Annotated in this window: 22 protein-coding genes; 12 read left to right on the forward strand and 10 right to left on the reverse strand. The window is 65.1% G+C overall.

The genetic code is table 11. The features are described from left to right. The first annotated feature begins 8 nt into the window (after positions 1-8). The 3 genes from AC097L_RS19945 (at position 9) to AC097L_RS19955 (ending at position 3,442) form a co-directional block, all read left to right on the forward strand. Positions 9-1,949 (forward strand): sensor histidine kinase, encoded by a 1,941-nt coding sequence (locus AC097L_RS19945; protein ID WP_479588464.1) that lies wholly within the window; start codon positions 9-11, stop codon positions 1,947-1,949. Beyond that, positions 1,946-2,563, forward strand: coding sequence for a response regulator transcription factor (locus AC097L_RS19950; protein WP_479588465.1), 618 nt, complete (start codon positions 1,946-1,948; stop codon positions 2,561-2,563). Before AC097L_RS19945 ends, AC097L_RS19950 begins: the two co-directional genes overlap by 4 nt. 246 nt (positions 2,564-2,809) lie before the next feature. Next, complete coding sequence (locus tag AC097L_RS19955; RefSeq protein WP_479588466.1) at positions 2,810-3,442, forward strand: glycine zipper 2TM domain-containing protein; 633 nt, start codon at positions 2,810-2,812, stop codon at positions 3,440-3,442. Positions 3,443-3,473: 31 nt separating this feature from the next. Here AC097L_RS19955 and AC097L_RS19960 read toward each other — a convergent pair whose 3' ends face one another. Together AC097L_RS19960 and AC097L_RS19965 are read right to left on the reverse strand one after the other, a co-directional pair. Beyond that, on the reverse strand, positions 3,474-4,889 hold the full coding sequence (locus AC097L_RS19960; protein WP_479588467.1) for an amidohydrolase family protein: 1,416 nt from the start codon (positions 4,887-4,889) through the stop codon (positions 3,474-3,476). A 19-nt stretch (positions 4,890-4,908) separates the two neighbouring features. Continuing rightward, positions 4,909-5,985 (reverse strand): aromatic ring-hydroxylating dioxygenase subunit alpha, encoded by a 1,077-nt coding sequence (locus AC097L_RS19965; protein ID WP_479588468.1) that lies wholly within the window; start codon positions 5,983-5,985, stop codon positions 4,909-4,911. Between the two features lie 454 nt (positions 5,986-6,439). On the opposite strand from AC097L_RS19965, the gene AC097L_RS19970 reads away from it, so the two are divergent. The 3 genes from AC097L_RS19970 to recJ all read left to right on the forward strand — a co-directional run bounded on the left by AC097L_RS19970 (position 6,440) and on the right by recJ (position 9,771). Next, entirely contained in the window at positions 6,440-6,748 is a 309-nt protein-coding gene (locus AC097L_RS19970; RefSeq protein ID WP_479588469.1) for a BON domain-containing protein, read from the forward strand. A 117-nt stretch (positions 6,749-6,865) separates the two neighbouring features. Further along, positions 6,866-7,807: a phosphoglycerate mutase gene (locus AC097L_RS19975; RefSeq protein WP_479588470.1), complete on the forward strand. Its 942-nt coding sequence runs from the start codon at positions 6,866-6,868 to the stop codon at positions 7,805-7,807. 236 nt (positions 7,808-8,043) lie between these two features. Beyond that, on the forward strand, positions 8,044-9,771 hold the full coding sequence (gene recJ / locus AC097L_RS19980; RefSeq protein ID WP_479588471.1) for a single-stranded-DNA-specific exonuclease RecJ: 1,728 nt from the start codon (positions 8,044-8,046) through the stop codon (positions 9,769-9,771). On the opposite strand, the gene AC097L_RS19985 is transcribed toward recJ, so the two are convergent. From AC097L_RS19985 to AC097L_RS19995, 3 genes are all read right to left on the reverse strand, one after another. Next, positions 9,768-11,363 carry a methyl-accepting chemotaxis protein gene (locus tag AC097L_RS19985; RefSeq protein WP_479588472.1) on the reverse strand — a complete coding sequence of 532 codons (1,596 nt, stop codon included), beginning with the start codon at positions 11,361-11,363 and terminating at the stop codon, positions 9,768-9,770. The genes recJ and AC097L_RS19985 overlap by 4 nt on opposite strands. A gap of 86 nt (positions 11,364-11,449) precedes the next feature. Continuing rightward, entirely contained in the window at positions 11,450-13,273 is a 1,824-nt protein-coding gene (locus tag AC097L_RS19990; protein WP_479588473.1) for a methyl-accepting chemotaxis protein, read from the reverse strand. Positions 13,274-13,383: 110 nt separating this feature from the next. Then, positions 13,384-14,715 (reverse strand): NAD(P)/FAD-dependent oxidoreductase, encoded by a 1,332-nt coding sequence (locus AC097L_RS19995; protein ID WP_479588474.1) that lies wholly within the window; start codon positions 14,713-14,715, stop codon positions 13,384-13,386. Between the two features lie 144 nt (positions 14,716-14,859). On the opposite strand from AC097L_RS19995, the gene AC097L_RS20000 reads away from it, so the two are divergent. Further along, complete coding sequence (locus AC097L_RS20000) at positions 14,860-15,345, forward strand: acyl-CoA thioesterase (protein WP_479588475.1); 486 nt, start codon at positions 14,860-14,862, stop codon at positions 15,343-15,345. 58 nt (positions 15,346-15,403) lie between these two features. Here the strand turns inward: AC097L_RS20000 and AC097L_RS20005 are convergent, their stop codons facing one another. The 4 genes from AC097L_RS20005 to AC097L_RS20020 are packed head-to-tail and all read right to left on the reverse strand — an operon-like array spanning position 15,404 to position 18,168. After that, entirely contained in the window at positions 15,404-15,943 is a 540-nt protein-coding gene (locus AC097L_RS20005) for an NYN domain-containing protein (RefSeq protein ID WP_479588476.1), read from the reverse strand. A gap of 5 nt (positions 15,944-15,948) precedes the next feature. After that, positions 15,949-16,341, reverse strand: coding sequence for an SMU1112c/YaeR family gloxylase I-like metalloprotein (gene gloA2, locus AC097L_RS20010; RefSeq protein WP_479588556.1), 393 nt, complete (start codon positions 16,339-16,341; stop codon positions 15,949-15,951). A gap of 43 nt (positions 16,342-16,384) precedes the next feature. Then, positions 16,385-17,137, reverse strand: a complete 753-nt coding sequence (locus AC097L_RS20015) for a LytR/AlgR family response regulator transcription factor (RefSeq protein WP_479588477.1) — start codon at positions 17,135-17,137, stop codon at positions 16,385-16,387. Further along, positions 17,134-18,168: a histidine kinase gene (locus AC097L_RS20020; RefSeq protein WP_479588478.1), complete on the reverse strand. Its 1,035-nt coding sequence runs from the start codon at positions 18,166-18,168 to the stop codon at positions 17,134-17,136. The genes AC097L_RS20015 and AC097L_RS20020 overlap by 4 nt, the downstream gene beginning before the upstream one ends. Before the next feature lie 65 nt (positions 18,169-18,233). Here AC097L_RS20020 and argH point away from each other — a divergent pair, with 65 nt between their 5' ends. The 4 genes from argH to AC097L_RS20040 all read left to right on the forward strand — a co-directional run bounded on the left by argH (position 18,234) and on the right by AC097L_RS20040 (position 22,286). After that, a complete protein-coding gene (argH, locus tag AC097L_RS20025; RefSeq protein ID WP_479588479.1) occupies positions 18,234-19,634 on the forward strand; it encodes an argininosuccinate lyase in 1,401 nt (466 codons plus the stop codon). Positions 19,635-19,814: 180 nt separating this feature from the next. After that, a complete protein-coding gene (locus AC097L_RS20030; RefSeq protein ID WP_479588480.1) occupies positions 19,815-20,246 on the forward strand; it encodes a universal stress protein in 432 nt (143 codons plus the stop codon). A gap of 46 nt (positions 20,247-20,292) precedes the next feature. Next, positions 20,293-20,952 carry a response regulator gene (locus AC097L_RS20035; RefSeq protein WP_479588481.1) on the forward strand — a complete coding sequence of 220 codons (660 nt, stop codon included), beginning with the start codon at positions 20,293-20,295 and terminating at the stop codon, positions 20,950-20,952. Further along, positions 20,949-22,286 carry an ATP-binding protein gene (locus AC097L_RS20040; protein WP_479588482.1) on the forward strand — a complete coding sequence of 446 codons (1,338 nt, stop codon included), beginning with the start codon at positions 20,949-20,951 and terminating at the stop codon, positions 22,284-22,286. The genes AC097L_RS20035 and AC097L_RS20040 overlap by 4 nt, the downstream gene beginning before the upstream one ends. Here AC097L_RS20040 and AC097L_RS20045 read toward each other — a convergent pair. Continuing rightward, the gene (locus tag AC097L_RS20045) at positions 22,225-23,454 is read right to left on the reverse strand and encodes a glycosyltransferase (protein WP_479588483.1); all 1,230 of its coding nucleotides are present in this window, start codon (positions 23,452-23,454) and stop codon (positions 22,225-22,227) included. The two genes, AC097L_RS20040 and AC097L_RS20045, sit on opposite strands and share 62 nt — an antisense overlap. A gap of 110 nt (positions 23,455-23,564) precedes the next feature. On the opposite strand from AC097L_RS20045, the gene AC097L_RS20050 reads away from it, so the two are divergent. Continuing rightward, positions 23,565-24,728 carry a right-handed parallel beta-helix repeat-containing protein gene (locus tag AC097L_RS20050; RefSeq protein ID WP_479588484.1) on the forward strand — a complete coding sequence of 388 codons (1,164 nt, stop codon included), beginning with the start codon at positions 23,565-23,567 and terminating at the stop codon, positions 24,726-24,728. The last annotated feature ends 24 nt before the right edge of the window (positions 24,729-24,752 follow it).

The raw sequence follows: 24,752 nt of genomic DNA on the forward strand, positions 1-24,752 counted from the left end.
CTGCGGCCATGTCTGCCAACCCCATCCCCCACACCGCACCGCGCCGCGATGCGCGCAGCCAGCTGTGGGCCCTGCCGTTGCTGGCCTCGGTGCTGTTTGTGGCGGGGGTGATCGTGTGGGCCTGGCGCTCCGATCTGAACGAAGAGGCCGACCGCCGCGCCACGATGATTGCCGACGCGCTCAGCACCGAAGCCCAGTTGCGCGGCCGCGTGGATGTGGAAATGGCCCACTTGCAAGACCTGGCCAAGCAAATCCCCAAGCTGCCGCGCAACGCCCGGGCCCTGGCGGCCAATACCGATGTGGCCGAAGGGCTGCGCCGCCTATGGCTCAGCGTGACATGGCTGGATGCCAACAACCGCATCGTCGCCCACGTGCCCGAGCAGCACCCCATGAGCGATACCGCCATCCGCGAAACGCTGGACAGCGCGGGCGTGTCGGCCCACCTGGTGCAGCCCGCCGGGGCCGACAGGCTGGTGGTGCGCTATTCCGCCGCCCTGCTGCTGCGCCACGGCGCGCCCTGGTGGCTGACCCGCAAGTACGACGTGGAGCTGATCGACAGCTCCGACCAGGCGATTGCATCGGTAGACGAAGTCCCCCTGCGGCTCGACCCCACCCTGCACGAGAGCTACAAGGTGCTGGTCGGCGGCAACATGCCCGGCACCTACCTGGAGCTGAACCTGCGTGAAGTGCAGCGCCCGTTCTGGCGCAGCCTGCCCATCGTGCTGGTGGGCGGATTCCTGGCGCTGATGCTGGTGGCCACCGCCCTGCTGCGCCGCCAGATGCGGCAGATCTCGCGGGCCGAAGATGCCTGGCGCACCGAAGCCGCCTGGCGCCAAGCCATGGAAGACTCGGCCCTGGTGGGGCTGCGCGCACGCGATGCCGATGGCCGCATCCTGTTTGTCAACCGCACCCTGTGCGATATGGTGGGTTTGACCGCGCAGCAACTGGTGGGCCTGGCCCCGCCCATGCCGTACTGGCCCCTAGAGTCGCTGGACGAAGTGATGGTGCGCAACCTCCGCAATCTGGCGGGCAACGCCCCGCGCGACGGCTACGAAGCCGTGTGGTGCCACCAGGACGGCCACCAGCTCAACGTGATGGTGTTCGAGTCGCCGCTCATCGATGCCTACGGCACGCAGATCGGCTGGATGGGCTCCATCATCGACATCACCGCCCGCAAGCAGTTGGAAGAACGCCAACGCCACCAGGCCGAGGCCATGGCCACCCAGTCGCGCCTGACCACACTGGGCGAAGTGGCCTCGGCCCTGGCCCACCAGCTGAACCAGCCGCTGACCGCCGTGATTGGCTACAACGCCGGCCTGCAGCGCATGCTGGGCCAGGATGCCAGCGCCAGCCCGTCGCTGCTCAAAGCCCTCAAAAACCAGGGCGAACAGGCCGCCGAGGCCGGGCGCATCGTGCAACGCATCCGCGAATTCCTCACCCGCCGCGCACCCCAGCGCGAGCCCTGCGACCTGGCCGCCGTGGCGCACCGCGCGGTGGAACTGCTGCAACGCGACCTGCAACGCCAGCACATCCAGATCGACTGGGATGTGCAGCCCGGGCTGCCGCTGGTCTTTGCCGACCCCATCCTCATCGAGCAGGTGCTGATCAACCTGGTGCGCAACGCTGCCGATGCGCTGGCGGCCCAGGGCCCTGGCAGCCGTATCCAGATCGCCATCACGCTAACAGCCCCGCAGCAGGTGCGCCTGGCCGTGGGCGACGATGGCCCCGGGTTGGAAGGCCGCAGCATCGAGCAACTGACCACCGCCTTCTATTTCACCAAGGCCGACGGCATGGGCATGGGGCTGGCCATCTGCCGCTCCATCATCGAGCTGCACCACGGCAGCATGGAGGCCGACACCAGCCCGTGGGGCGGCGCGCGCCTGTCCTTTAGTCTGCCGGTGTTCGACGCCACTCTGCACACCACCATGGACGAGGAAACCACCCTATGACCAACTCCGCTGATACGGTCGCCGTACACCTGGTGGACGACGAAGCCCCGGTGCGCGACGCGCTGGAGTTTTTGTTCAGCTCCCACGGTTTCAATGTGCGCAGCTACGCCAGCGGTCCTGCATTCTTGGCCGCGCTGGACGGCCCCACGCCCGTGCGCGGCTGCATCCTGCTAGACGTGCGCATGGAGCCGATGTCGGGCCTGCAGGTGCACGACACCCTGGTAGCGCGCGGCGTGCCCGTGCCAGTGATATTTTTGACCGGCCACGGCGACATCCCGATGGCGGTGGAGGCGCTGAAAAAAGGCGCGTTCGACTTTGTGGAAAAACCCTTTGGCGATGCCGCCCTGGTGGACCGGGTGCGCGACGCGCTGGCTGCCGAAGCCGCCCAGCAACAGCGCCTGGCCGAGGGCGATGCGCGCGGTGCCAAGCTGGCCGGACTCACCCCGCGGGAGCAAGACGTAATGCACCGCGTGGCCGCAGGCAAGCTCAACAAAGTGATAGCCGACGAAATGCACGTCTCCATGCGCACCGTGGAGGTGTACCGCGCCCGGGTCTACGCCAAACTGGGCGTGCGCTCGGCGGCGGAGGTGGCGACCTTGTTGGCGCGCAGCTAGTTTTATAGCCTTTTAGGCCTCTAGCGCAATAAATTCCTACACAAGCAGCTATTTTTTAGATAGCAAATAAGAACGGTAAGCCCCCGACAAGAAACGGGGCGTCTGGCCCGCCACGTCAACCACGGCCAAGATTGCGGCGTTTAAAACCTATGCCTAGGGGTTTGGGTAAGCTGAAAACACCTTTCTGCACAACCCGAATACAGTTTTACTTTTTGCCAACGCAGCAACCTATTTGCGATCAACACCATGAACACACCTACCGATTCCGTTTCAAAGCCCCGTCTGCACCCCATGGTCATCGCCGCCTGCTCGGCCGTGGTGCTGGTCTGCGCCGTGGGCACGGCCGCCATCATGGGCTGGCTTCCCAACTCCGCAGCCCGCAACACGGAGACCAGCAGCCTGGCGCAACCGGCGGCCATGGCCCCGGTAACTGCACCAGTGCCGGTCGAAGCCCCGGTCCGAGCCCCCGTAAAGGCCCCGCAGATGGCCGCAGCGCCGGTGCGCAACACCACCCACACCGAGCCACGGCAGGTTGCTGCCATCTGCAGCAATTGCGGCGTGGTGGAGTCCACCCGTGAAATCACCACTGCCGGACAAGGCAGCGGCGTGGGCGCGGTGGGGGGCGCGGTAGTGGGCGGCGTGCTGGGTCACCAGGTCGGCGGTGGCCGGGGCCGCGATGTGGCGACCGTGCTGGGTGCCCTGGGCGGTGCCTTTGCCGGTAACCAGATCGAAGGCCATGTGAAAGCCTCGCGCAGCTATGAAATTACCGTGCGCCTGGACGACGGCTCCATCCGCACCCTGCAACAGTCCGAGCAGCCCGGCTGGCAAGCCGGTGACCGGGTGAAGATCGTCAACGGCGCGCTGCGCTCCATCGGCTAAGAACGCCAAGCAGCGGCCTCACAAAACGTCTTCAGGCAGCGGCCATCAAGCGCCGCACCGCCGCACGGGCGGTGTGGCGTAATTCAGCCACATCCACGCCCTGCAGCACATCGTTGCGCACCACCTGCTGCCCGGCCACAAACAATGCCTTGAGCGTGGGCCGCCCGCCGCTCACCACCGGGCCCAGCGCCACGTCGTGCAAGCCAAAGTAGCGCGGGTCGTCCAGCGCGTAGATCGCCAGGTCCGCCGCCATGCCGGGGGCCAGCGTACCGACATCGCCCAGGCCCAGCACGGTAGCGCCCCCCGAGGTGCCCCAGGCCACCACATCGTCGGCACTGACTGCCACGCGCGCGCCCTCCCCGGCACCCCCACGGAACAGCGGCTGGCTTTTGTCGCCCAGCGCGGCGCGCTGCATCAGCCAGGCGGCGTGCACTTCAGAAATCATATCGGCGGCTTCGTTGGAAGCGGCACCGTCTACCCCGATAGAAATCGGCACGCCCGCCGCCTGCAAGGCCATCACGGGCGCAGTGCCGCTGCCCAGGCGGCCATTGCTTTGCGGGCAGTGGGCGATGCCGGTGCGGGTGCTGCCCAGCAAGGCAATTTCCTCCGCGTCCAGCTTGACCAGATGGGCGAACCACACGTCCGAGCCTAGCCATTCGTGCTCCGCCACAAAACGCACCGGCGACAAGCCGTGCATGGCGTGCACGCTGTCCTGGTAGCTGACGGTTTCCGACAGGTGCGAATGCAGGCGGATGCCCAGCCGCCGCGCGGTGCGGGCGCATTCCCGCAGCTCGGTGGGGGCCAGGGAATACGGCGGCGTGGTGGGGGCCATGACCACGCGGCGCATCGCGTCGGGCGCGGGGTCGTGGTAGCGGGCGGCGAGGCGCTGCACGTCGGCCAGGTAGGCGTCCAGCGTCTCGGGGCGCATGGCCTGGGGCAGCTCGGCCTCTAGCTGGCGGGTGCGGGTGGCACCGCCGCGGCACAGCACAAAGCGCAAACCCATGCGCTCGGCCTCCTCGAACAAAATCGCCGAGCCGTCGAACGGCATGCCGGGGTAGTACAGGTAGTTGTGGTCGGCTACCGTGCCGCAACCAGACAAGGCCAGCTCCAGCAGGCCGATGCGCGCGGCGGTGCGGAACAAGCTCTCGTCAAACGCCGCCCGGAAGCGGTACGGTGTGGCCGCCAGCCAGGCTGTCAACGGCAGATCGATACCGCCTGCATCGCCCTTCAGGAGCGACTGGAACAGGTGGTGGTGGGTGTTGACCCAGCTGGGGTAGATGACGCAGTCGGACGCGTCGACCACCGTCTCGCCGGGCTTGGCATGCAGCGGGCCGATGGCCTCGATGCGCGTACCACGCAGGCGGATGTCGGGGCCGGTAAGGCGCGCAGCGGCACCAGATTGGCCGCTGAGGATGGCGGTGGCGTTGCGGATCAAGGTGGTGGTCATTTTGGCAAGCGGTGTTGTCTTATTGCGCCACCGGCTGGATGGCCATTGGGCGGCTACCGGTGGGCGGATCTTTTCGCACCTCTCTATGTACTTCCACCTCGCCATGCGCCGTCAACAGGTCGAGCAATTGTTTGCGAATCATCAGGCCCGGCTTGTCGCTGGGCATGTGGAATTCTTGCCGGCGCGTGGTGTCGATGCAGGCATCGAAGTCGGTGGCTTCCAGGATGTCGCGGTCTTCGGCGGTGATGGCCGCGTCCCAGGCTATCAGCTCCTGCGTGCTGCATGCCTCCTCGCTGTCGTTGCGGTACAGCCACTGCACCAGCATCAAGCGGTCGTCGCCGATGGGCGTAGCGCAGTTGTAGATGATGTGGTCGATGCCGCTGTCGGGGTACTGGCAGCCAAAGCGGCGTGCAAACGGCAGGTAGTAGCGGTTGGTCAGGTGCCGCTGCGTCATGGGCGCGGTGCTGCCGGTCACGCGGTGGCCCGCGGGCGGATTCTTGATGGGCACCCAGGTCTCGGCCTCGAAGCCGTAGTCGGTGCCATGGATCTCGTACTTTTGCGGCACCGGCTGGTCGATGTCACCAAAATTGGCCTTGTGCACAAAGCTGAAGTGCGAGTTGTCAAAGGCGTTTTCCATCACCCGCACCGGGCTGGTTTTCCATTCCTCGTAAAACTGGAAGATGCGGCGGTAGCCCGGCGCGCCGTCTTCCGGGAAGTGCGGAATATCACGCAGCGGGTCTTCCAGCGCCACCCACACGTAGCCATAGCGCTCCTGGCAGTGGAAGGACGGCACCTTGGCCCCGGCGGGGATGTTGCCGTCGGGGTTTTGCGGAATGCGCACGCAGCTGCCGCTGCAGTCATAGGTCCAGCCGTGGTAGCCGCAGACGATGTTGTCGCCTTCGACAAAGCCTCTGGACAGCTTGGCCGTGCGGTGGCAGCAGCGGTCGCGCAGCGCGGCCGGCGTGCCGTCCTGCTGCTTCCACAGCACCAAATTTTCACCCAGCAGGGTGAACGGTTTTGGGCCATCGTCCAGCTGGTGGATGGGCATGAGCGCGTACCAGAAGCGGCGCAAAATGGGTTGTTGGGTGACTAGCATGGGTGTCGATCAGTCCTTGGGCTACGTTGCTGTGGAACGACGAAAGCACCGTGCGGAGACTGGCCCCCAACACCGCACCAGGGTGCGGACGGCCACAAGCTGTTCTCCGTGGTGTCCAAGCCTGAACACCCATGCACGCGCCGGGCGGCATGTGCATGCGACGCTACCTTCGTCACCGGAGCAATGACCGACAACCAGCGCCCTGTGGGGTGGGGTTGCTGACAGCTTCTACTCCACCCAATGCCATGCAACGGCTGTGCCACATGGATGGCACGGCTTTGGTGCGGGGCGTTTCGCCCTGCCTGTCAACCCCCAAGCCTAGGGTTTCACCCTAGATTGCAGTTGCAACACAGCCTGCGGGTTGCCGACACACAAAGGGCGTGGCCGCTTGGGAAGATCACCTCACCCCAAAACATCGCACCAATATTGGTGTAACTACCCAAAGGACCCCACCATGACCCGCTCCATTAACCGTATTGCCGCTTCCGCTTTGTTCGCCCTGGCCGCTGGCGCTTTCCTTCCCGCCCACGCTGCCGGCAACGATGCCGATTTGGCCAACTCGGTGCAATCCGCCATCAGCACCCAGCTGGGTAGCGATGCCAAAGACGTGACCGTCACCGCCAACAACGGCACCGTGACCCTGCACGGCTGGGCACAAGGCCCGCAAGAAGAAGCCAAGGCCCGTTATGTGGCCAGCACCGTGCCCGGCGTGGCCAATGCTTACAGCACTGTGCGCACCTTCTCGACCGACACCAACGACTGAACATTCCTGAGGGTCTTTTAGCCCTCTCGTGCTTATCCAGCCAGCGGTGGCAGCTATTTAAAAAATAGCTGCCACCGTTTTTGCGTTGGGCGTCAGCCCATCCGGGACAATACTGGCATGCCCACCCTCCACCATTTGCTGATTCCCCTGGCCTCCAGCGCGTCGCCAGGCTGCCGCAAGGCGTTGGCCACGCTGCGCCTGCCCAATCTGGAGCGCCTGCTCAATCGCCTCACCGCCACCGTCCGCGACAACGGCGAAGACACCAGCCTGTCGCCCCCGCACGAGCGGGCGTTGGCGCGGCATTACGGGCTGCCGGTGGCCGACGGCCAAATTCCCTGGGCGGCGCACGAAGCAGCGCAAGACGGTGCCTGGGCCTGGGTCACGCCCTGCCACTGGCAGGTGATGACCGACCACATCGTGATGGCCCCGCCCGATACGCTGGGGTTGGAAGAGGCCGAATCCCGCGCCGTGCTAGCCGCCGTGCAACCCTACTTTGAAGAAGACGGCATCACCCTGACCTACGCCACCCCCATCCGCTGGCTGGCGCAGGGCGAGATTTTTCGCAGCCTGGCCACCGCCTCGCTGGACCGCGTGGTCAGCGGCGTGGGCGCGCGCAATGTGGACGAGTGGATGCCGCCCACCCAGCAAGGCGGCCCGCTGCGGCGGCTGCAGAGCGAGATGCAGATGCTGCTCTACACCCACCCGGTGAGCGACGCGCGGGCCGAGCGCGGCCTGTTCGCGATCAACTCGTTCTGGGTCAGCGGCAGCGGTGCCCTGCCATCGCCCCCCACGCCACAGACTGCGCCCACCATGCCCTTGACTTTGGTGCAGGCCGCGCAGATGGAAGACTGGGCCGCCTGGACCGCCGCCTGGCAGCACATCGACGCCGCGGCCTGCGCCGAGCTGCTGGCCGCGCTGGACCAGGGCCAGGCCGTGCAACTCACCCTGTGCGGCGAAAGCAATGCCCACACTTTTGAACTGGCATCGCGCAGTTTTATGCAAAAATTTTCAAGCCTTTTAAGCCCCCTGCGTTTATCCAATGTGCTGGAGCAGCTGTGATCCTAGATTCCGTAGTTGACCGCTTGTTATCGCTTGGAATATCGCATGGCTATTGAATTCTGCAAACCTCTCATCGCGCACCTCTTGACTGAATCACGCTACACACCCGATTGCACCACTGGAGCCGCGTCTGGGGTTGTTACTCCGCCTGGCGGGCATGAGCCCGCTGCGTTGTCGCGCCTACCCAGCCACACCCCCAGCGGCACACTCGTGCGCGTCCAACTACGGAATCTAGGATGAAAATAACAGCACGCGACATCCCGCCCCGCGCCGTCTGGGCGCTGGAGCAGGCCGGCGTCCACCCCCTGCTGGCCCGCCTGTTCGCCGCCCGCGGTGTGGACAACAAGGACGCGCTGGACGACGGTCTGGGCCGCCTGCTGCCACCGGACAGCATGCTGGGTACCCAAGCCGCCGCCGTGCTGCTGGCCGATGCGATTGCGGCGAACAAACGCATCTGCATCGTGGCCGACTACGACTGTGACGGGGCCACGGCCTGTGCGGTGGGCGTGCGCGGCCTGCGCCTGCTGGGGGCGCAGTTTGCGGACTACATCGTACCGGACCGGGTGGTAGACGGCTACGGCCTCACCGCCAGCATCTCGCGCCGCGTGAAAGACAGCGGGGCCGACCTGCTGGTCACGGTGGACAACGGCATCGCCAGCTTTGAGGGCGTGGCCGAGGCCAAAGCCCTGGGCCTGCAGGTGCTGGTGACCGACCACCACCTGCCCGCCATGCGCGACGGCCAGATCGCCGTGCCGGATGCGGATGTGATCGTGAATCCCAACCAGCCCGGCTGCAGCTTCGAGAGCAAGTCAATCGCCGGTGTCGGCGTGATGTTTTACGTGCTGCTGGCGCTGCGGGCCGAGCTGCGCCAACGCGGCGTGTTCACGGCCGAGACGCAACCCAAGCTGGACCCGCTGCTGACCCTGGTGGCCCTGGGCACGGTGGCCGATGTGGTCAAGCTCGATGCCAACAACCGCCGCTTGGTCGCCCAAGGGCTAAAACGGCTTCGAGCCCAAGCGCAACCTGCGGGACTAGCTGCGTTATTTGTAGCAGCAGGCCGGGTTGCCAAGGTGGCCACCACCTTCGACTTCGGCTTTGCCCTGGGCCCGCGCATCAACGCCGCAGGCCGCCTGGCCGACATGACGCTGGGCATCGAATGCCTGCTGACCGACGACCCGGCGCGCGCTACCGAGCTGGCCACCACCCTGGACAAAATCAACCGCGAGCGCCGCGAGATCGAAGGCGGCATGCGCGAGCAGGCCATGCTGGTGGCCGAGTCGCTGTTTGACGAGTCCGAAGAGCCTCCCCCGGCGATTTGCGTGTTCGACCCCGACTTCCACGAGGGCGTGGTGGGCATCGTGGCCAGCCGCCTTAAAGACAAGCTGCACCGCCCCACCTTCGTGTTCGCGGCCAGCAAGGCCCCGGGCAAAGAGCACGAGCTCAAGGGCTCGGGCCGCTCCATCCCTGGCTTCCATCTGCGCGACGCGCTGGACCTGGTGGCCAAGCGCCACCCCGGCGTGCTGCTGCGCTTTGGCGGCCACGCCATGGCGGCGGGCTGCACCGTGCACGAAGACCATCTGGCCGCATTCGAGCAAGGCCTGCAGCAGGTGGCGCTGGAATGGCTGGATGCCGCCACCTTGACGCGCCGCCTGGAAACCGACGGCCCGCTGCCTTCTGAATACCGCCGCGCCGAGCTGGTGGACGTGCTGCACAAAGAGGTCTGGGGCCAGGGCTTTGCGCCGCCCACTTTCAGCGAAGAGCTGGAGGTGGTGTCGCAGCGCCTGGTGGGCGAAAAGCATTTGTCGCTGAAGCTGAAGCACCAGGGCCAGCCGGTAGACGGCATCTGGTTTGGCCACACCGAGAGCCTGCCCAACAAGGTGACGCTGGCCTTCCGCCTGGACGTGAACGAGTGGCAAGGCCAGCGGCGGGTGCAGTTTCTGGTGGAAGCGGCGGAAGAAGGCTAAGCGCTCCGCCCCGCAAAACCCGACGGCCCCAAATCAAACTGGCTCACCAGTTGCGTCAGTTCGGTGGCCTGCTGGCGCAGTGAAGCCGCCGCCGCGGCCGACTGCTCCGCCAGCGCTGCGTTCTGGTGGGCCACCGCATCCAGCTGTCCGACGAACTGGTTTGCTTCGGCAATCCGCTCCACCTGTTGGCCCGCCTCGAGTGCGATGGTGGAGATGATGCCGGACACCCGCTCCACCGAGGCCGTGACTTCGGTGGCTGTGCTGCCCGCCCGGGTCACCTGTGCGGAACCCGAACCAACCTTGTCCCGCGACGCGTCGATCAGTGTTTTGATTTCCTTGGCCGCGCTGGCGCTGCGTTGCGCCAGGCTGCGCACCTCGCTGGCCACCACCGCAAAACCACGGCCTTGCTCGCCCGCGCGCGCAGCTTCAACCGCCGCATTGAGCGCCAGAATATTGGTCTGGAAGGCAATGCCGTCGATGATGGAAATGATGTCGGCAATCTTGTTCGACGCCCCGTTGATCTCGCCCATGGTTGCCACCACCTCGGCCATCACCGCGCCGCCCCGCGTGGCCACGGTGCTGGCCTCGCCGGAGAGCACCTGGGCCGAACGCGCCGCGGCAGTGGTAGCCCCCACCGAGTTGCTCAACTCGGCAATGGCGGCCAGTGTCGTCTGCAGTGTGCTGGCGGCATCTTCGGTGCGGTTGCTCAGGTCCATGCTGCCCTGGGCAATTTCACCGCTGGCGCTGTGGATTCCGTCAGAAGCAACGCGTACGCCCGCCGCCAAGGCGTGCAGGTTCAGACGCATGCCTTCCAGCGCCTGGAGCAGACCACCGATTTCGTCACGGCGCAGGGTTTCGATAGGCTGCGAGAGATCATGCCGCGCCATGCGGTGGGCGGCGTCCACGGCGGCGTTGATCGCCCCCTTGGTGTCGCCCACCAGCCAGAGCGCGATGCCGCTGCCGATCGCCAGGGCCAGCAATGCCCCGCCGATGATGGCGCTGCGTGCGGTGGCCGCATTTGCCATGGCCGCAGCCGAGAGCGCCGCGTTGGTCTCGCCATGCCAGTCCCGCAGATCGGCAACCGCCCTGCCCCATGCCTGCTGGCGGGCGCTCCAGGCCGCCGGGTCCTTGCCATATTCGCCGCGCATGCCAAACGCCTGCGCAGTCGGCCCCCGCCCATCCGCCTGTTTTTCGCCCAGGGCGACCAGTTCGCGTGCTGCGCTGGCCTTGCTGGTGACCTCACCCAACAGGGCCTGCACATGCGGATCCAGGGGCAACATGCCCACCAGCTGGGCCCGCGCCTTGTCATAGTCGGCCAGCGCGGCCTGCACCTTTTCCAGCACGGCGGCGCCGCCCGCCAAGTCGGTACTGCTCAGCTCGCCCAGGCCCTGCACATAACGGGCCACGCCACCGCCCAGCGCATCCAGGGTTTGGGAGCGCGCCGCGCTGCGCACGGTGATTTCTTCCAGCGTGGCGCTTAACGCCTGTATGCGCACCCACGACAAGGCGGCCATGCCGAGCAATAGCGCCAAGATGATTCCGAATCCCAGGGTCAGACGGCCTGCCAGGTTCATGCCAGAAAAAAGTCTCATATTGCGCCCCTTCATTAGCAGAGTTTTTAGCCGTTAGCGCCAGTGAAATAAGCGTCAGTAGCTATCTATTTGATAGCAATTCGATTTTAAAAGCTTTCCCAGTCGCCTTCGCCGCCCTTGGCGGGCGCGGGCTTGGCCGCCAGCGCGACCGGTTTGCGTGCGACCGGGGCGTGGTGTTTGGCCGGCAGCGGCGCTTTGGCAGCCTTGGGCGCGGGCACCGCTGCCTTCAACGCCGGCCTTGCCGCAGCCGTAATGCCCAGCGCCTTCATGGCGGGCTTGGCTGGCAGCTTGGGCGCCACAGCCGGTCGCGCGGCCACGGGGCGCGGCAGCGCACGGGGCACAGGACGCGCCAGCGCCACTGCATGGGTGCCCACGTTGAACACCGACACGACTTCGGCCAGGCGCTGGGACTGGTCGCGCAGGCCGGTTGCTGCGGCGGCAGATTGCTCGACCAGCGCAGCGTTTTGCTGGGTCATCTGGTCCAGGTGGTTGACCGCCTGATTGACCTGCGCAATACCGTCGCGCTGCTCGGAAGAGGCGGCGCTGATCTCGCCGATCAGGTCGCTGACACGGCCCACGCTGCTAACGATTTCGCCCATGGTTTCACCCGCCTGGGTAACCTGCTGGGTGCCCGCTTCGACGGTTTGCACCGAGGCACCGATCAGCGTCTTGATCTCTTTGGCGGCATCGGCACTGCGCTGCGCCAGGCTGCGCACTTCGCTGGCCACCACGGCAAAGCCCCGGCCCTGCTCCCCGGCGCGGGCGGCTTCCACAGCGGCATTCAGCGCCAGGATGTTGGTCTGGAAAGCAATGCCGTCGATGGTGCCGATGATGTCGGCGATGCGCTTGGACGAGGTGCTGATGTGCTGCATGGTGGTGATCACCTGCGCCACCACTTCGCCGCCGCGGGTGGCGGCCTGGGCGGCGGTAGAGGCCAACTGGTTGGCCTGGCGGGCGGTGTCCGCGGCCTGGGACACGGTGCTGGTCAGCTGTTCCATGCTGGCGGCGGCCTGCTGCAGATTGGACGCGGTTTGCTCGGTGCGCGCCGACAGGTCATTGTTACCGGTGGCGATCTCATTAGAAGCGGTGGACACCGAATCCACACCGGTACGCACCTCGGCCACCACGCCGCGCAGCCTGGCAACCATGCCGCCCAACGCGCGCAGCAAATGGCCGAACTCGTCTTTGCGCGGGTCCTGGATGTCCAGCGTCAGGTCGCCCGCCGCGATGGCATCGGCCACACCCACTGCGCGCTCCAGCGGCTGGGTGATGGAACGCACCAACCACAACGTCAGCAGCACGCCCAGCGCAAACACCAGCACCACACTGACCATCGCCACCATGGCTACCGTGCTGCTGGCATCCTGCGAGGCCTGCTTGGCGGCATCGCGCTGCTGGACCTGCAGGGCCAGGTATTTATCGATCGCGTCCAGGTACACCACGGCGCGGGACTTGTAGTCTTTGTCCATGAAGGCCTGGCTGGCCGCAGCATCATGGGCTTCCTTCAACTGCTTGACCTTGTCGCTCAGGCCGCGGATGTCGGCACGGGTGCTGGTGATCAGGTCCAGCGCTGTCTTGTCCGCGGGTGCGGTGGCGGCCTTGTTCATGCGCTCCTGGATCGGATTGATCTTGGCGGTGAGCTCGGCCGCGCGGTCCTGGAATACCTTGGCCTGGGCTTCGTCGTTGGTGAGCACGCTATAAATGTTCATGCTGACCGCCATCTCGACCATGCCACGCCAGCCGGTTACGGTGGTGATGGCATCCTCGTAATGCGCTACCTGCTGTTCTGTGGTTTCGGTTACCTGCCTAGAACGTACTTGCGTCCATACCGTCACCAGCAACATCGCCAATAGCAAACCCAAAATCGTGCCCCACAGCTTGTGGGACACGCGCATGTCATTGAATTTCATGGTGTGTCTCTTTAATCGTCACAGATAACAGAGGCCAAAATCAGCCCAAAAAGTAACCGAATGCTACATCGGAATACCCCGTGTCTCCGTAATGATTTAGCTTTTCGGGCTCAGTGCAGCTTGACGTGCGATTCGGTGCGCCGGGTAATGGCGCGGGTCAGGGTTTCCAGCGTGACCTTGGTAACGCCGTGCAGGGCCAGTTCGTGCATTTTGTAGAGCGAGGTGTACATCACCCGCGCCACCAGTCCGTCGATAAACAGGCTGCCTTCCATGATCCCGCCCATGAGACTGCCGACCGCGCTGTAGTCGCCCAGCGACACCAACGAGCCGAAGTCGCGGTAGCGGTAGGGCTCCAGCGGCTTGCCTTCCAGGCGGCGCCTAATCTGCTTGACCAGGTGCGATGCCTGCTGGTTGGCGGCCTGGGCACGCGGCGGCACAAAGCCGTTTTTCTCGGGCCAGGGGCAGGCAGAGCAGTCGCCCAGGGCAAAAATGTTGTCGTCGCGGGTGGTCAGCAGGGTTTGGTGCACCGCCAACTGGTTGATACGGTTGGTTTCCAGGCCGTCAATGTCTTTCAAAAAGCCCGGTGCCTTGATGCCTGCCGCCCAGACCACCAGCTCGGCGGGGATGACTTCGCCGCTGGCCAGTTGCACGTTGTCGGCCCCCACGCCCGACACGCGGGCCGAGGTATGCACCTTGATCCCCAGGCTGTCGAGCAGGTCTTGGGCCCCCTTGGACAGGCGCGGCGACAGCGCAGGCAAGATGCGGTCGGCGGCCTCGATCAGGTGCAGCTTGATGTCGCGCTCGGGGTCGATGCGGTCCAACCCAAAGGCCACCACTTCCCGGGTGGTGCGGTGCAGTTGCGCCACCAGTTCCACGCCGGTGGCCCCGGCACCGATCACCGCCACTTGCAGTTGCTCAGGCCGCAGCGGAGTCTCTTGGGCATTGGCGCGCACGCAGGCATCCAGCATGCGGCGGTGGAAGCGCTCGGCATCGGCCAGGGTCTCCAGCTTCAGGGCATGCTGGTCTACGCCGGGCGTGCCAAAGTCGTTGCTGCGGCTGCCCACAGCCATTACCAGGGTGTCATAGGCAAAGCTGCGCTGGGCGGTGACCACCACACCGTCTTCGTCGACGAACGGGGCCACGTGGACCCGTTTGGTGGCACGGTCCAGGCCGTTCATTTCGCCCACGCGGTAGTGGAAATGGTGCCAGTGCGCCTGGGCTAGATAGTTGAGTTCGTGGCGGCCCACGTCCATGCTGCCGGCGGCAATTTCATGCAGCTTGGGCTTCCAGATGTGGGTGCGGGCCTTGTCGATCAAGGTGATGTCCGCCAGGCCCTTGCGGCCCAGGGAATTGCCCAGGCCGGTGGCCAGCACCAGGCCAGCAGCCCCACCTCCCACGATGACGATGCGGTGGGCCGAGGGGTTGGGTGTGGGGTTGCGCATGCAGAAATTCTACGGTGCAGCTTCCCCCCGCCAATACGTATTCACCGATATTGCGCTTCTGGCGGGGCCTGGGCCGGTGGAATGGGAACGGCGGGGCTTGCGCGCCCGCTAACATGCCTGCCAAACTTACAAAGAAAGCCCTCCATGGACTTCCCCCTGCACCAACTCAGCATGACGGTTCTGATGAGCCCGGACATGGCCAATTTTTCCGGCAACGTGCACGGTGGCGCGGTGCTCAAGCTGCTCGACCAGGTGGCGTATGCCTGCGCCAGCCGCTACGCCGGGCGCTATGTGGTCACGGTCAGCGTGGACCAGGTGATGTTTTTGCAGCCCATCCACGTGGGCGAACTGGTGACCTTTCTGGCCAGCATCAACCACGCGGGCACCTCGTCGATGGAGGTCGGCATCAAGGTGGTGGCCGAAGACATCCGCACCCACAGCGTGCGCCATGTGAACAGCTGCTTTTTCACCATGGTGGCCGTGGGCGACGACCGCAAACCCACGCCCGTGCCACCGCTGAAACCCGCCACACCCGATGAAAAACGCCGCTTCGAGCAGGCCGTGCTGCGCAAAAACCTGCGCCAGGAGCTGCGCAACCGGTTCAAGGCGATCAAAGAAAAACCTGAATGAAATAGGGCTCTAGCGTATATTTCACTTGCGCCGTTAGCTACGAATTAAATAGCAAGCACTATTTATCGATGCTGGAGCCCATATCGTCCAGCCAGAGCACGCGGTCGGCGTAGCACTGCAGGTCGGCCGACAAGGTGGCCTGTGCACCGTTGATCCAGACCTCTTTGCGCAGGTCGGACTTGAGGTAAGAGATCGCGTCTTCAAAGTCGCCATCGCCCGCCGACAAGATCACCCGGTCGTAAATGCCCTGGGCCGCGAGCTTGATCATCAGGGTGGCAATCGCCACGTCCACGCCTTTTTGCACTGTGCGGTCAAACCGTGTGCCGCACGACGGGCACTGGTTGTGCTGGTCCTTGAGCTTGTACAGCTGCACGCGCATCTGCGGGCCCTTGGGCGGTGCGGACTTGATCCAGGTGTGGAAGGCGTTTTGCGCCTCGGCATGCGGGTCACCGGTGGAGTTGAGGTAGTAGCTCTCGTACAGCGGGCCACCATTGGCCTTGACCAGCTCATTTTTCAGCTTCAGGTAGTCAAAACCGTTGGGACGCGAGCGGCCAAAGTTGTACAGGTAAGCGGCATCGACGATCCAGACTGTTTTCATGGGGGTCACGGGGTCATTTCATAAAGTTCGAGGGGCAAGCCGTCAGGGTCGGCGAAGAAAGTAAAGCGTCGGCCCGTAAATTCGTCTACCCGCACAGGCTCGACCACTACGCCATCGGCCTGCAGACTTGCGATATTGGCATCCAGATCGGCCACCGCAAACGCCAGGTGCCGCAGCCCGCAGGCCTCGGGACGGGACGGGCGCGGCGGCGGTGCGGGGAACGAAAACAGCTCGATCTGCGAACCATCGGCCAGCGCCAAGTCCAGCTTGACCGACTGGCGTTCCACCCGCAGATTCTCAGCCACGGTGCGCAGGCCCAGGATGCGGGTGTAAAAATCTTTGGACCGGGCGTAGTCCGAGCAGATGATCGCGGCATGGTGGAGGCGGGCGAGGTGCATCATGGGTTGGAGCTTACCGCAGCGTTGCGACTGGCAAATGCCATCAACCCACCATCGCCTCCCGCACCGCCGCCAGTTGCCGCCGCGACACCATCAGCGGCTCTTCCAGGTCGCCCAGGCCGTGCAGACGGACCGCCCAGCCTTCGCCCTCCTCGGGGTCAAAGTGCTTTTCCAGCGCCCGCAAGGCCCGCCGCGACACCAGCGCGTTGCGGTGGATGCGGATAAAAACACTGGCATAGCGCTGCTCCAGCTCGCCCAAGGCACCGTCCAGGATGTAGTTCTTGCTGGCGGTGCGCACGGTGATGTATTTCAGCTCGGCCTTCAGGTACAGCACGCCCGACAGCGGCACGCGTTCGGTCCGGCCACGGTCATGGATAACCAGCACATCTTCAGCCAAATCGGGCTCTAGCGCTTTATTTACCTGCACAAACCGCTCTACTTTTTGTAGCGCCTGCTGCAAACGCTCCAGCCGCACGGGTTTGGTCAGATAGTCCAGCGCCTCCACCTCGAACGCCTGCAGCGCGTACCCGGCGTGGGCGGTGACAAACACCACCGCAGGCGGCGGGGTCTGGCTGCGCAGCAATTGCGCCAGCTGCACGCCGTCCATGCCGGGCATGTGGATGTCGAGCAGCACCACGTCCACGTGCAGGGTCTGCAGCAAGGCCAGCGCCTGCTCGGCGTTGGCCGCCTCCCCCGCCACCTCGGCCGCAGGCGCGGTGCAGTCGCCCAGCAAGGTACGCAGGCGGGAGCGGGCCAGCGCCTCGTCGTCCACCACCAGTACGCGCAATGTCTTCATGCCGGAATCTCGATACGGACGAGGTAGCTGCCGTCTTTGAAAGTGGCCTGGAACTGGCTTTGCATGTCGTGCAGCAGGTTCAGGCGGTCGCGCACGTTGTCCAGCGCCAGGCCATGGCCCGGTACACCCTGGCCACCGGGGACGGTGTTGGTGATTTTGATGACCACCGTGCTGCCCCGGCGCTCGGTGGAAATGCGCACATCCGCGCCGCTGGCGCTGGGTTCCACACCGTGCTTCACCGCGTTCTCTACCAGCGGCTGCAGCAATAAAGGCGGCAGCTGGGCCCCGGCGGCGCGCGGGTCCAGCGCCCAGTGGATGCGCAGGCGCTCGCCAAAACGCACCTGCTCGATGGACAGGTAGCGCTCAGCCAGCGTGGTCTCTTGCGCCAGCGTGACGGACTCGCCCTGGTCTACCAGCGCGTGGCGGAACAGGTCGCTCAGGTCTTCCAGCAGGGCCTCGGCCTTGGCCGGTTCGGCACGCACCAGGGCGATGGCGCTGTTGAGGGTATTGAACAAAAAATGCGGGCGGATGCGGGCCTGCAGCTCGCCCAACCGCGCCGTGGTGGCCGCCGGGGTGCGGGCGCGGGCCCGCAACACCAAGCCTGCCACCACCAGCGCCGACAACCAGGCCCCAGCGCCCGCACTGGCCAGCCAGGGCACGGGGTCCAGCAGGCCGATCAAGGCCAGCATGCCGCAGCCGTACAGCCCTGCCACCGCTCCCAGCACCACGCCACCCAAGTTTTGCGCGTACTGCGGCAGGCGCGCCAATGGACGCTTCAGGCTGCAGGCGGCCAGCAGCCACACCAGCACGCCGGGCAAGGCGCCGCCGGTCCACAGCGCCAGGCGCGTCAACCAGTCCCAGGCGTTCTGCGCACCAAACAAGGCCGCCACGGCCACGGCCACTTCCACAAACAGCACCGCGCGCAAGATCACCCCGGCCTGGCAGGCATCGAACACCAGCGCCGTGCGGGACAGGGGCAGCGGCGTATCGGCCAAAGGCTGGAAGCCCGATAAAATTTGCGGTTCTTGCATATCGGCCCGATTATTGGGGATGTTCGTCCTCGCTGGTATGCCAATCACTTTCCACTTGGTATCCCATGTCTTCCCACAACCAACTCGACAAAAAATCCGAAGCCTGGTCGGCGCTGTTCTCCGAGCCTATGAGCGATCTGGTCAAGCGCTACACCTCCAGCGTGTTTTTTGACAAGCGCCTGTGGCAGGCCGACATTGCGGGCAGCCTGGCCCACGCCGAGATGCTGGCCGCGCAGGGCATCATCGCCGCGCAGGACTTTGCTGCCATCCAGCGCGGTCTGGCGCAGATCAGCGGCGACATCGAATCCGGCAACTTCGAATGGAAGCTGGACCTGGAAGACGTGCACCTGAACATCGAAGCCCGCCTGACCCAGTTGGTGGGCGATGCGGGCAAGCGCCTGCACACCGGCCGCAGCCGCAATGACCAGGTCGCCACCGACGTGCGCCTCTGGCTGCGGGGCGAAATGGATCTGATCCAGGGCCTGTTGACCGACCTGCAACTGGCCTTGGTAGCCATTGCCGACAAAAACGTGGAAGTGGTGATGCCCGGCTTCACCCACCTGCAGGTGGCCCAGCCGGTAAGCTTTGGCCACCACATGCTGGCCTACGTGGAAATGTTTGCCCGAGATGCCGAGCGCATGCTGGATGTGCGCAAACGCGTCAACCGCCTGCCGCTGGGCAGCGCCGCCCTGGCCGGTACCAGCTACCCGCTGGACCGTGAGCGCGTGGCTGCCACTTTAGGCATGGAAGGCGTTTGCCAAAACAGCCTGGACGCCGTGAGCGACCGCGACTTCGCCATCGAATTCACCGCCGCCGCCAGCATCGCCATGGTGCACATCAGCCGCCTGAGCGAGGAGCTGGTGCTGTGGATGAGCCAGAGCTTTGGCTTTATCGACATTGCCGACCGCTTTTGCACCGGCTCCAGCATCATGCCGCAGAAGAAAAACCCCGACGTGCCCGAGCTGGCGCGCGGCAAAACCGGCCGCGTGGTTGGCCACCTGATGGGCCTGATCACCCTGATGAAGGGCCAGCCCCTGGCCTACAACAAGGACAACCAGGAAGACAAGGAGCCGCTGTTCGACACCGTGGACACGCTCAAGGACACGCTGCGCATCTTTGCCGAAATGGTCGGCGGCATCACCGTCAAGCCCGAAGCCATGGAACGCGCCGCCCTGCGCGGCTACGCCACCGCCACCGACCTGGCCGACTACATGGTCAAAAAAGGCCTGCCCTTCCGCGACGCGCACGAGGTGGTGGCCCACGCGGTGAAGGCGGCCATTGTCAAGGGCGTGGACCTGTCCGAGCTGCCGCTGGACGTGCTGCAGGGCTTTAACGCCAAGATCGAACCCGACGTGTACGAATGCTTGAGCCTGCGCGGCTCGCTGAACGCCCGCAACATCCTGGGCGGCACCGCCTGGGCACAGGTGCGGGCGCAGATCGCCCGCCACCGGACGCGGTTAGGCTGAAAAGCTTGATCCGCCTATTGCTATTGAATAAATAGCTGCTTGCGTAGATAGATATTGCGCTAGCGGCCTTTTTTATCCAAATATCCTGGCCTGTACACGCCCTTGCGGCACATCAAGGGCTGTGCCTCGGTATAGGCCGCACAATGGGGTTTCTTCAACCACTTTGCGCAAAGGCTTCCCATGCTGAAACACATCTTGTTAGCCACCGACGGCTCGGCCGCTTCGGACCATGCGGTCACCATGGCGGTGGATCTGGCGCGTAAATTCGAAGCCAAATTGACGGCGCTGTACGCGGTGGACCCGTATCCGTATCTGGGCGAAGTCAACTCCCAGGGGCTCAACTACTACAAGCAGGCTGCGCAGGAAGAGGCCGCGTCGGCCCACGCCAAGGTGGCCGCGCTGTGCCAGCAAGGCACCCCGGTAGATTTTCACCCCGTGGTGGTGGAAGAACGCGATGTGGCCATCGGCATCGTGGAATACAGCCTGGCCGAAAAGGCCGACATGATCGTCGTCGGCTCCCATGGCCGCACCGGCATTGTCCGCCTGGTGCTGGGCAGCATCGCCACCAAGGTCTTGGCCGAATCCACGCTGCCGGTGCTGGTCGCCCGCTGAAGGCTTTAAGCCCGGCCTAAGCCCGCCTGCGCATACTGCCCCCCCTATGCGCTTACTCTTGGTAGAGGACGACCCCATGATCGGTGAAACCGTGCTCGACGTACTGCGCGCCGAGCACTTCGCTGTGGACTGGGTGAAAGACGGCGTGATGGCTGACACCGCCCTGCGCAGCGCGCCCTACGACTTGGTGCTGCTTGATCTGGGCCTGCCCCAGCGCGACGGACTGGACGTGCTCAAAGCCCTGCGCCAGCGCAAAGACACCACCCCGGTACTGGTGGTCACCGCCCGTGACGCGGTGACCGACCGCATTGCCGGGCTGGATGCCGGGGCCGACGACTACGTGCTCAAGCCCTATGACATCGACGAGCTGCTGGCCCGCATCCGCGCCCTGACCCGGCGCAGCGCGGGCCGCGCCGACCCGGTACTGGAGGTGCACGGCCTGCGCCTGAACCCCGCCACCTTTGAGGCCACCCGCGACGGCCAGCCCGTCACCCTCTCAAAACGCGAATGGGCTGTACTGGAGGCGCTAATGGCCCGCCCCGGCGTGGTGTTCTCGCGGGCGCAACTGGAAGAAAAGCTCTACAGCTGGAAAGACGATGTCAGCAGCAACGCCGTCGAGGTCTACATCCATGGCCTGCGCAAAAAGCTGGGGGCGGAACTCATCCAGAACGTGCGCGGCCTGGGCTACGTCATGCCCAAGCCATGAACTCGATCCGTCGGCGGCTATTGGGTTCGGTGATGACCGCCATCGTGGTGGCCGCGCTGTTCCAGGCCGCATCGGCCTACCGCGGCGCGCTGCAGCAGGCCGATGAAATGTTCGACTACCACCTGCAGCAAATGGCCTTCGCGCTGCGCAACGGCGCACCCAGCCAAACCGCGCCGGAAGACCCCTTTGATGCCGACTACGAAGTGCAGATATGGAGCGCCAACGGCGTGCAACTGTTCCAGTCGCACCGCAACCGCCTGCCTCCGCAGGCCGTGCTGGGCTTTTCGGACGTGGAGCAAAACGGCACGCGCTACCGTGTCTATTCCATCCAGACCCCGGCGCAAACCATCCAGATCGCCCAGGACCTGAGCGCCCGCCAGGCCCGCGCCCGCGCCCTGGCCGCGCGCGCCATGCTGCCCATGGCCACCATGGCCCCGCTGCTGATGATCGCGCTGTGGTGGGCCATACGCCATGCCTTGAAACCGCTGGAACGCACCCGCCAGCAGATAGCAGCCCGCGCGGTGGATGACCTGTCGCCGCTGCCTGAAGCCGACCTACCCGATGAGGTTTTGCCCCTGGTGCGCGAGCTGAACCTGCTGTTTAGCCGGGTGCACGCCGCCTTCCATGCCCAAAAATCCTTTGTGGCGAATGCCGCGCACGAGCTGCGTTCGCCGCTGACCGCCCTGAAGCTGCAAGCCCAGGCGCTGGACCGTGCGCCTGACGCGCCCACCCGCAGCATCGCCATTGCCCGCCTGCACCAGGGCATAGACCGCGCGGTGCGCCTGATGAACCAGCTGTTGGTGCTGGCCCGCCAGGAATCCGCCACCGACACGCCCGCTGAACGCATCGCGCTGCATGACCTGGTGCGCCTGGCCGTGGAAGAAGCGCTGCCACAGGCCCAGGAGCGCCACATCGACCTGGGTGTCGCACCCAGCGGCCCGGTGGTAGTGCCAGGCCATGCCGACGCGCTGCGCATCCTGCTGCGCAACCTGCTGGACAACGCGCTGAAATACACCCCCGAGCAGGGCCGGGTGGACGTTGCCATTACTTCGGACAACGGCATTACGGTGCTGACCGTGGAAGACTCCGGCCCCGGCATTGCGCCCGCCGATCTGGAAAAAGTGTTTGACCGTTTCTACCGCAGCGCCGATGCCACGGCGGGTGGCAGCGGGTTGGGCCTGGCCATTGCCCAGGCGATTGCGCAAGTGCACGGGGCTAAATTACGGCTGGACGCATCGCCCACGCTGGGTGGGCTGCGGGTGGCGCTGGTTTTTACAAACCCGCCAGCAGCTCCGCAAACGCCTGCGAGCGGCCCTGGCGCGAAGCGTTTTTAACGGCTGCGGGGTTGGGTAAACGCACCGTCTGGGCCCGTACCGCCGCCACAAACTGCGGTAGGAGGGCGGCGATCTCGTCCGCCGAATCAAGCCGGGCCATAGCCTCCAGCCCGGCACCGCGCAGCACCCCGGCGGTGTCGCCCACCGGGTCGGTCAAGCCGAGAATGGGGCGGCCGGCACGCAGGTATTCGTAAATCTTGGCGGGAATCTGGGCGTTGCAGTTGCTGGCCTGCATGACCAGCAAGGCATCCACGGACAACATCTCACTCAGGGCCTCGCGGTAGGGCACGGCGGGGCAGAGTTCGATGAAGTCCTGCACGCCGTACTGGCTGGCCCACTGGGTCAACATGGCATCAATGGCCGAGGCACGGAAACGGATGGTGAGCTGGCAGGCCGTCAACGCCCCGCTGGCCTTGAGGCGCTGCAGGGCCTGGAACAACTGGGTCGGGTCGCGCTCTGACGGATACACGATGCCGCTGTGCAGCAGTACCACCGGCTGGTCGGCGGTGAGCACACGCACCGGGGGGCGGCTCGCCGCGGTGGGCGCGTGGACAAAGCTTTCTTCGTCGTAACCATTTTCCAGCACCGTGATGCGGCCAGCGGCCTGGGGATAGCGCTCGCGGTACATCTGCGCCGCGCCAGGGGTGGTGAAGACACTGCGGCTGGCCCGCGCTATCGCCTCCTGCTCGATGCGCTGGTAGCTGCGCCAGGTGGCGGGGTCGGTGGGGTAGCCGTCTTGGGCCATCGGATCGCGGAAATCCGCCACCCAGGGCAGACCGGTTTTTTGGTGCAACTGCTGGGCAATCACGTGGGCGGTGGCAATCGGGTAGGTGGACCAGATCGCATCGGGCTTGAATTCCTTGATGAGTTGCAGGCCCTGGCGCACCGCGTCAAAGCGCCAGCTGATCCAGCGGTCGGGCCGGGCCATCCAGCCCATGTAGCGGCCCTGGATGTTCAGGTGGCGTGCGGTGTCCAGCGCAAAAGCACGGCGCACCACGGTGCCATCGGGCACATCCTTCAATAAATCGGGGCTGGTGCGCTCATAGGCGCGCGGGTCGGCGGTCAACACGATGGGCTTCCAGCCCAGGGCGGGCAGGTGCTGCACAAAGCGCAAGGTCCGCTGGATACCACTGCTGCCCGCCAGCGGCGGAAAGTGGTAAGCGATCATCAAAACTGTTTTCACACGCGAAGCCCTGGGTTGGTTGGTGCAGCAGCATCATAAAGGGGAGACCGGTGGGTGCCAGCACGTTACGGCATCCGGCAAAATGCCCCATACCTATGCGCTTTCTCGTTCAAGCCCGCGTTGCCTTTTGTTGCAGTATTCTGGCCGCATGGGCCGTGCTATGCGCGCCAGCGGATGCCCAGAACGCCGTCAAGACGCTGCAAGTGGGACCCCAACGCGCCATCAAAACCATCGCTGCTGCTGCCCGCTTGGCCAGTGCCGATACGGTCATTGAGGTCGATGCTGGCGACTATGTGGGCGATGTGGCGGTCTGGACGCAGCCCAACCTCACGCTGCGCGCGGTAGGCGGTCGAGTGCGCCTGCTGGCCAACGGCATGGCGGCCGAGGACAAAGCGATCTGGGTCGTACGCTCGGCCAAGTTGACCGTGGAGGGTTTTGACTTTGCAGGCGCTCGGGTCAGCGACCGCAATGGCGCAGGCATCCGCCTGGATGCAGGGTGGTTGGTGGTGCGCAACTGCTCCTTTACCGACAACGAAATGGGTTTATTGACCAGCAACGACCCCGCCGCAGTACTTGAAATCGAAAACAGTGAATTCGCCTTCAACGCGCGGCCCGACGGCCACAACCACAACCTGTATGTGGGCCAGATAGCGCGCCTGTCGGTCACCGGCAGCTACCTGCACCACGCCCGCACCGGCCACCTGCTCAAAAGCCGTGCTGCACTAAACCATATTTTTTACAACCGACTGACCGACGAGGACGGCAGCGCCAGCTATGAGCTGGAGTTTCCCAACGGCGGGGTCGCAGTGGTGGTGGGCAACATCATCCAACAAAGCCCCAGGACCGAGAACCCGGTGTTGGTCTACTTTGGTGCCGAAGGCTATGTATGGCCGTCCAACCAGCTCACCCTGGTCAACAACACCCTGGTGGACGATCGGCCCGGCGGCGGCACCTGGCTCCGGGTCAAACCCGGTGCCGACGGGGTCGTTGCCGTCAACAACCTGCTGGTGGGCCCCGCGCGGCTGCAAACGACGACACCGGGTGACTACCGCAACAACTTCAACACCGACCGCAGCAGCTTTGCGCCCGGCGGCAACTACCGGCTGCGGGCGGACTCGCCACTGGTGGGCAAAGCCATCGCCGTGGACAAAGCACTGCAAGCGCAGCATGAATATAGTCACACGGCCAAGAGCATTGCGCTCGACATTGCCCCGCATAATCCCGGGGCGATGCAGCTCCTGAAACCGCCCGGAGGTTGAGCCCAGCGGGCTCTTTCTCAGACC

It is taken from the genome of Rhodoferax sp. RT5P35 (assembly GCF_056521385.1).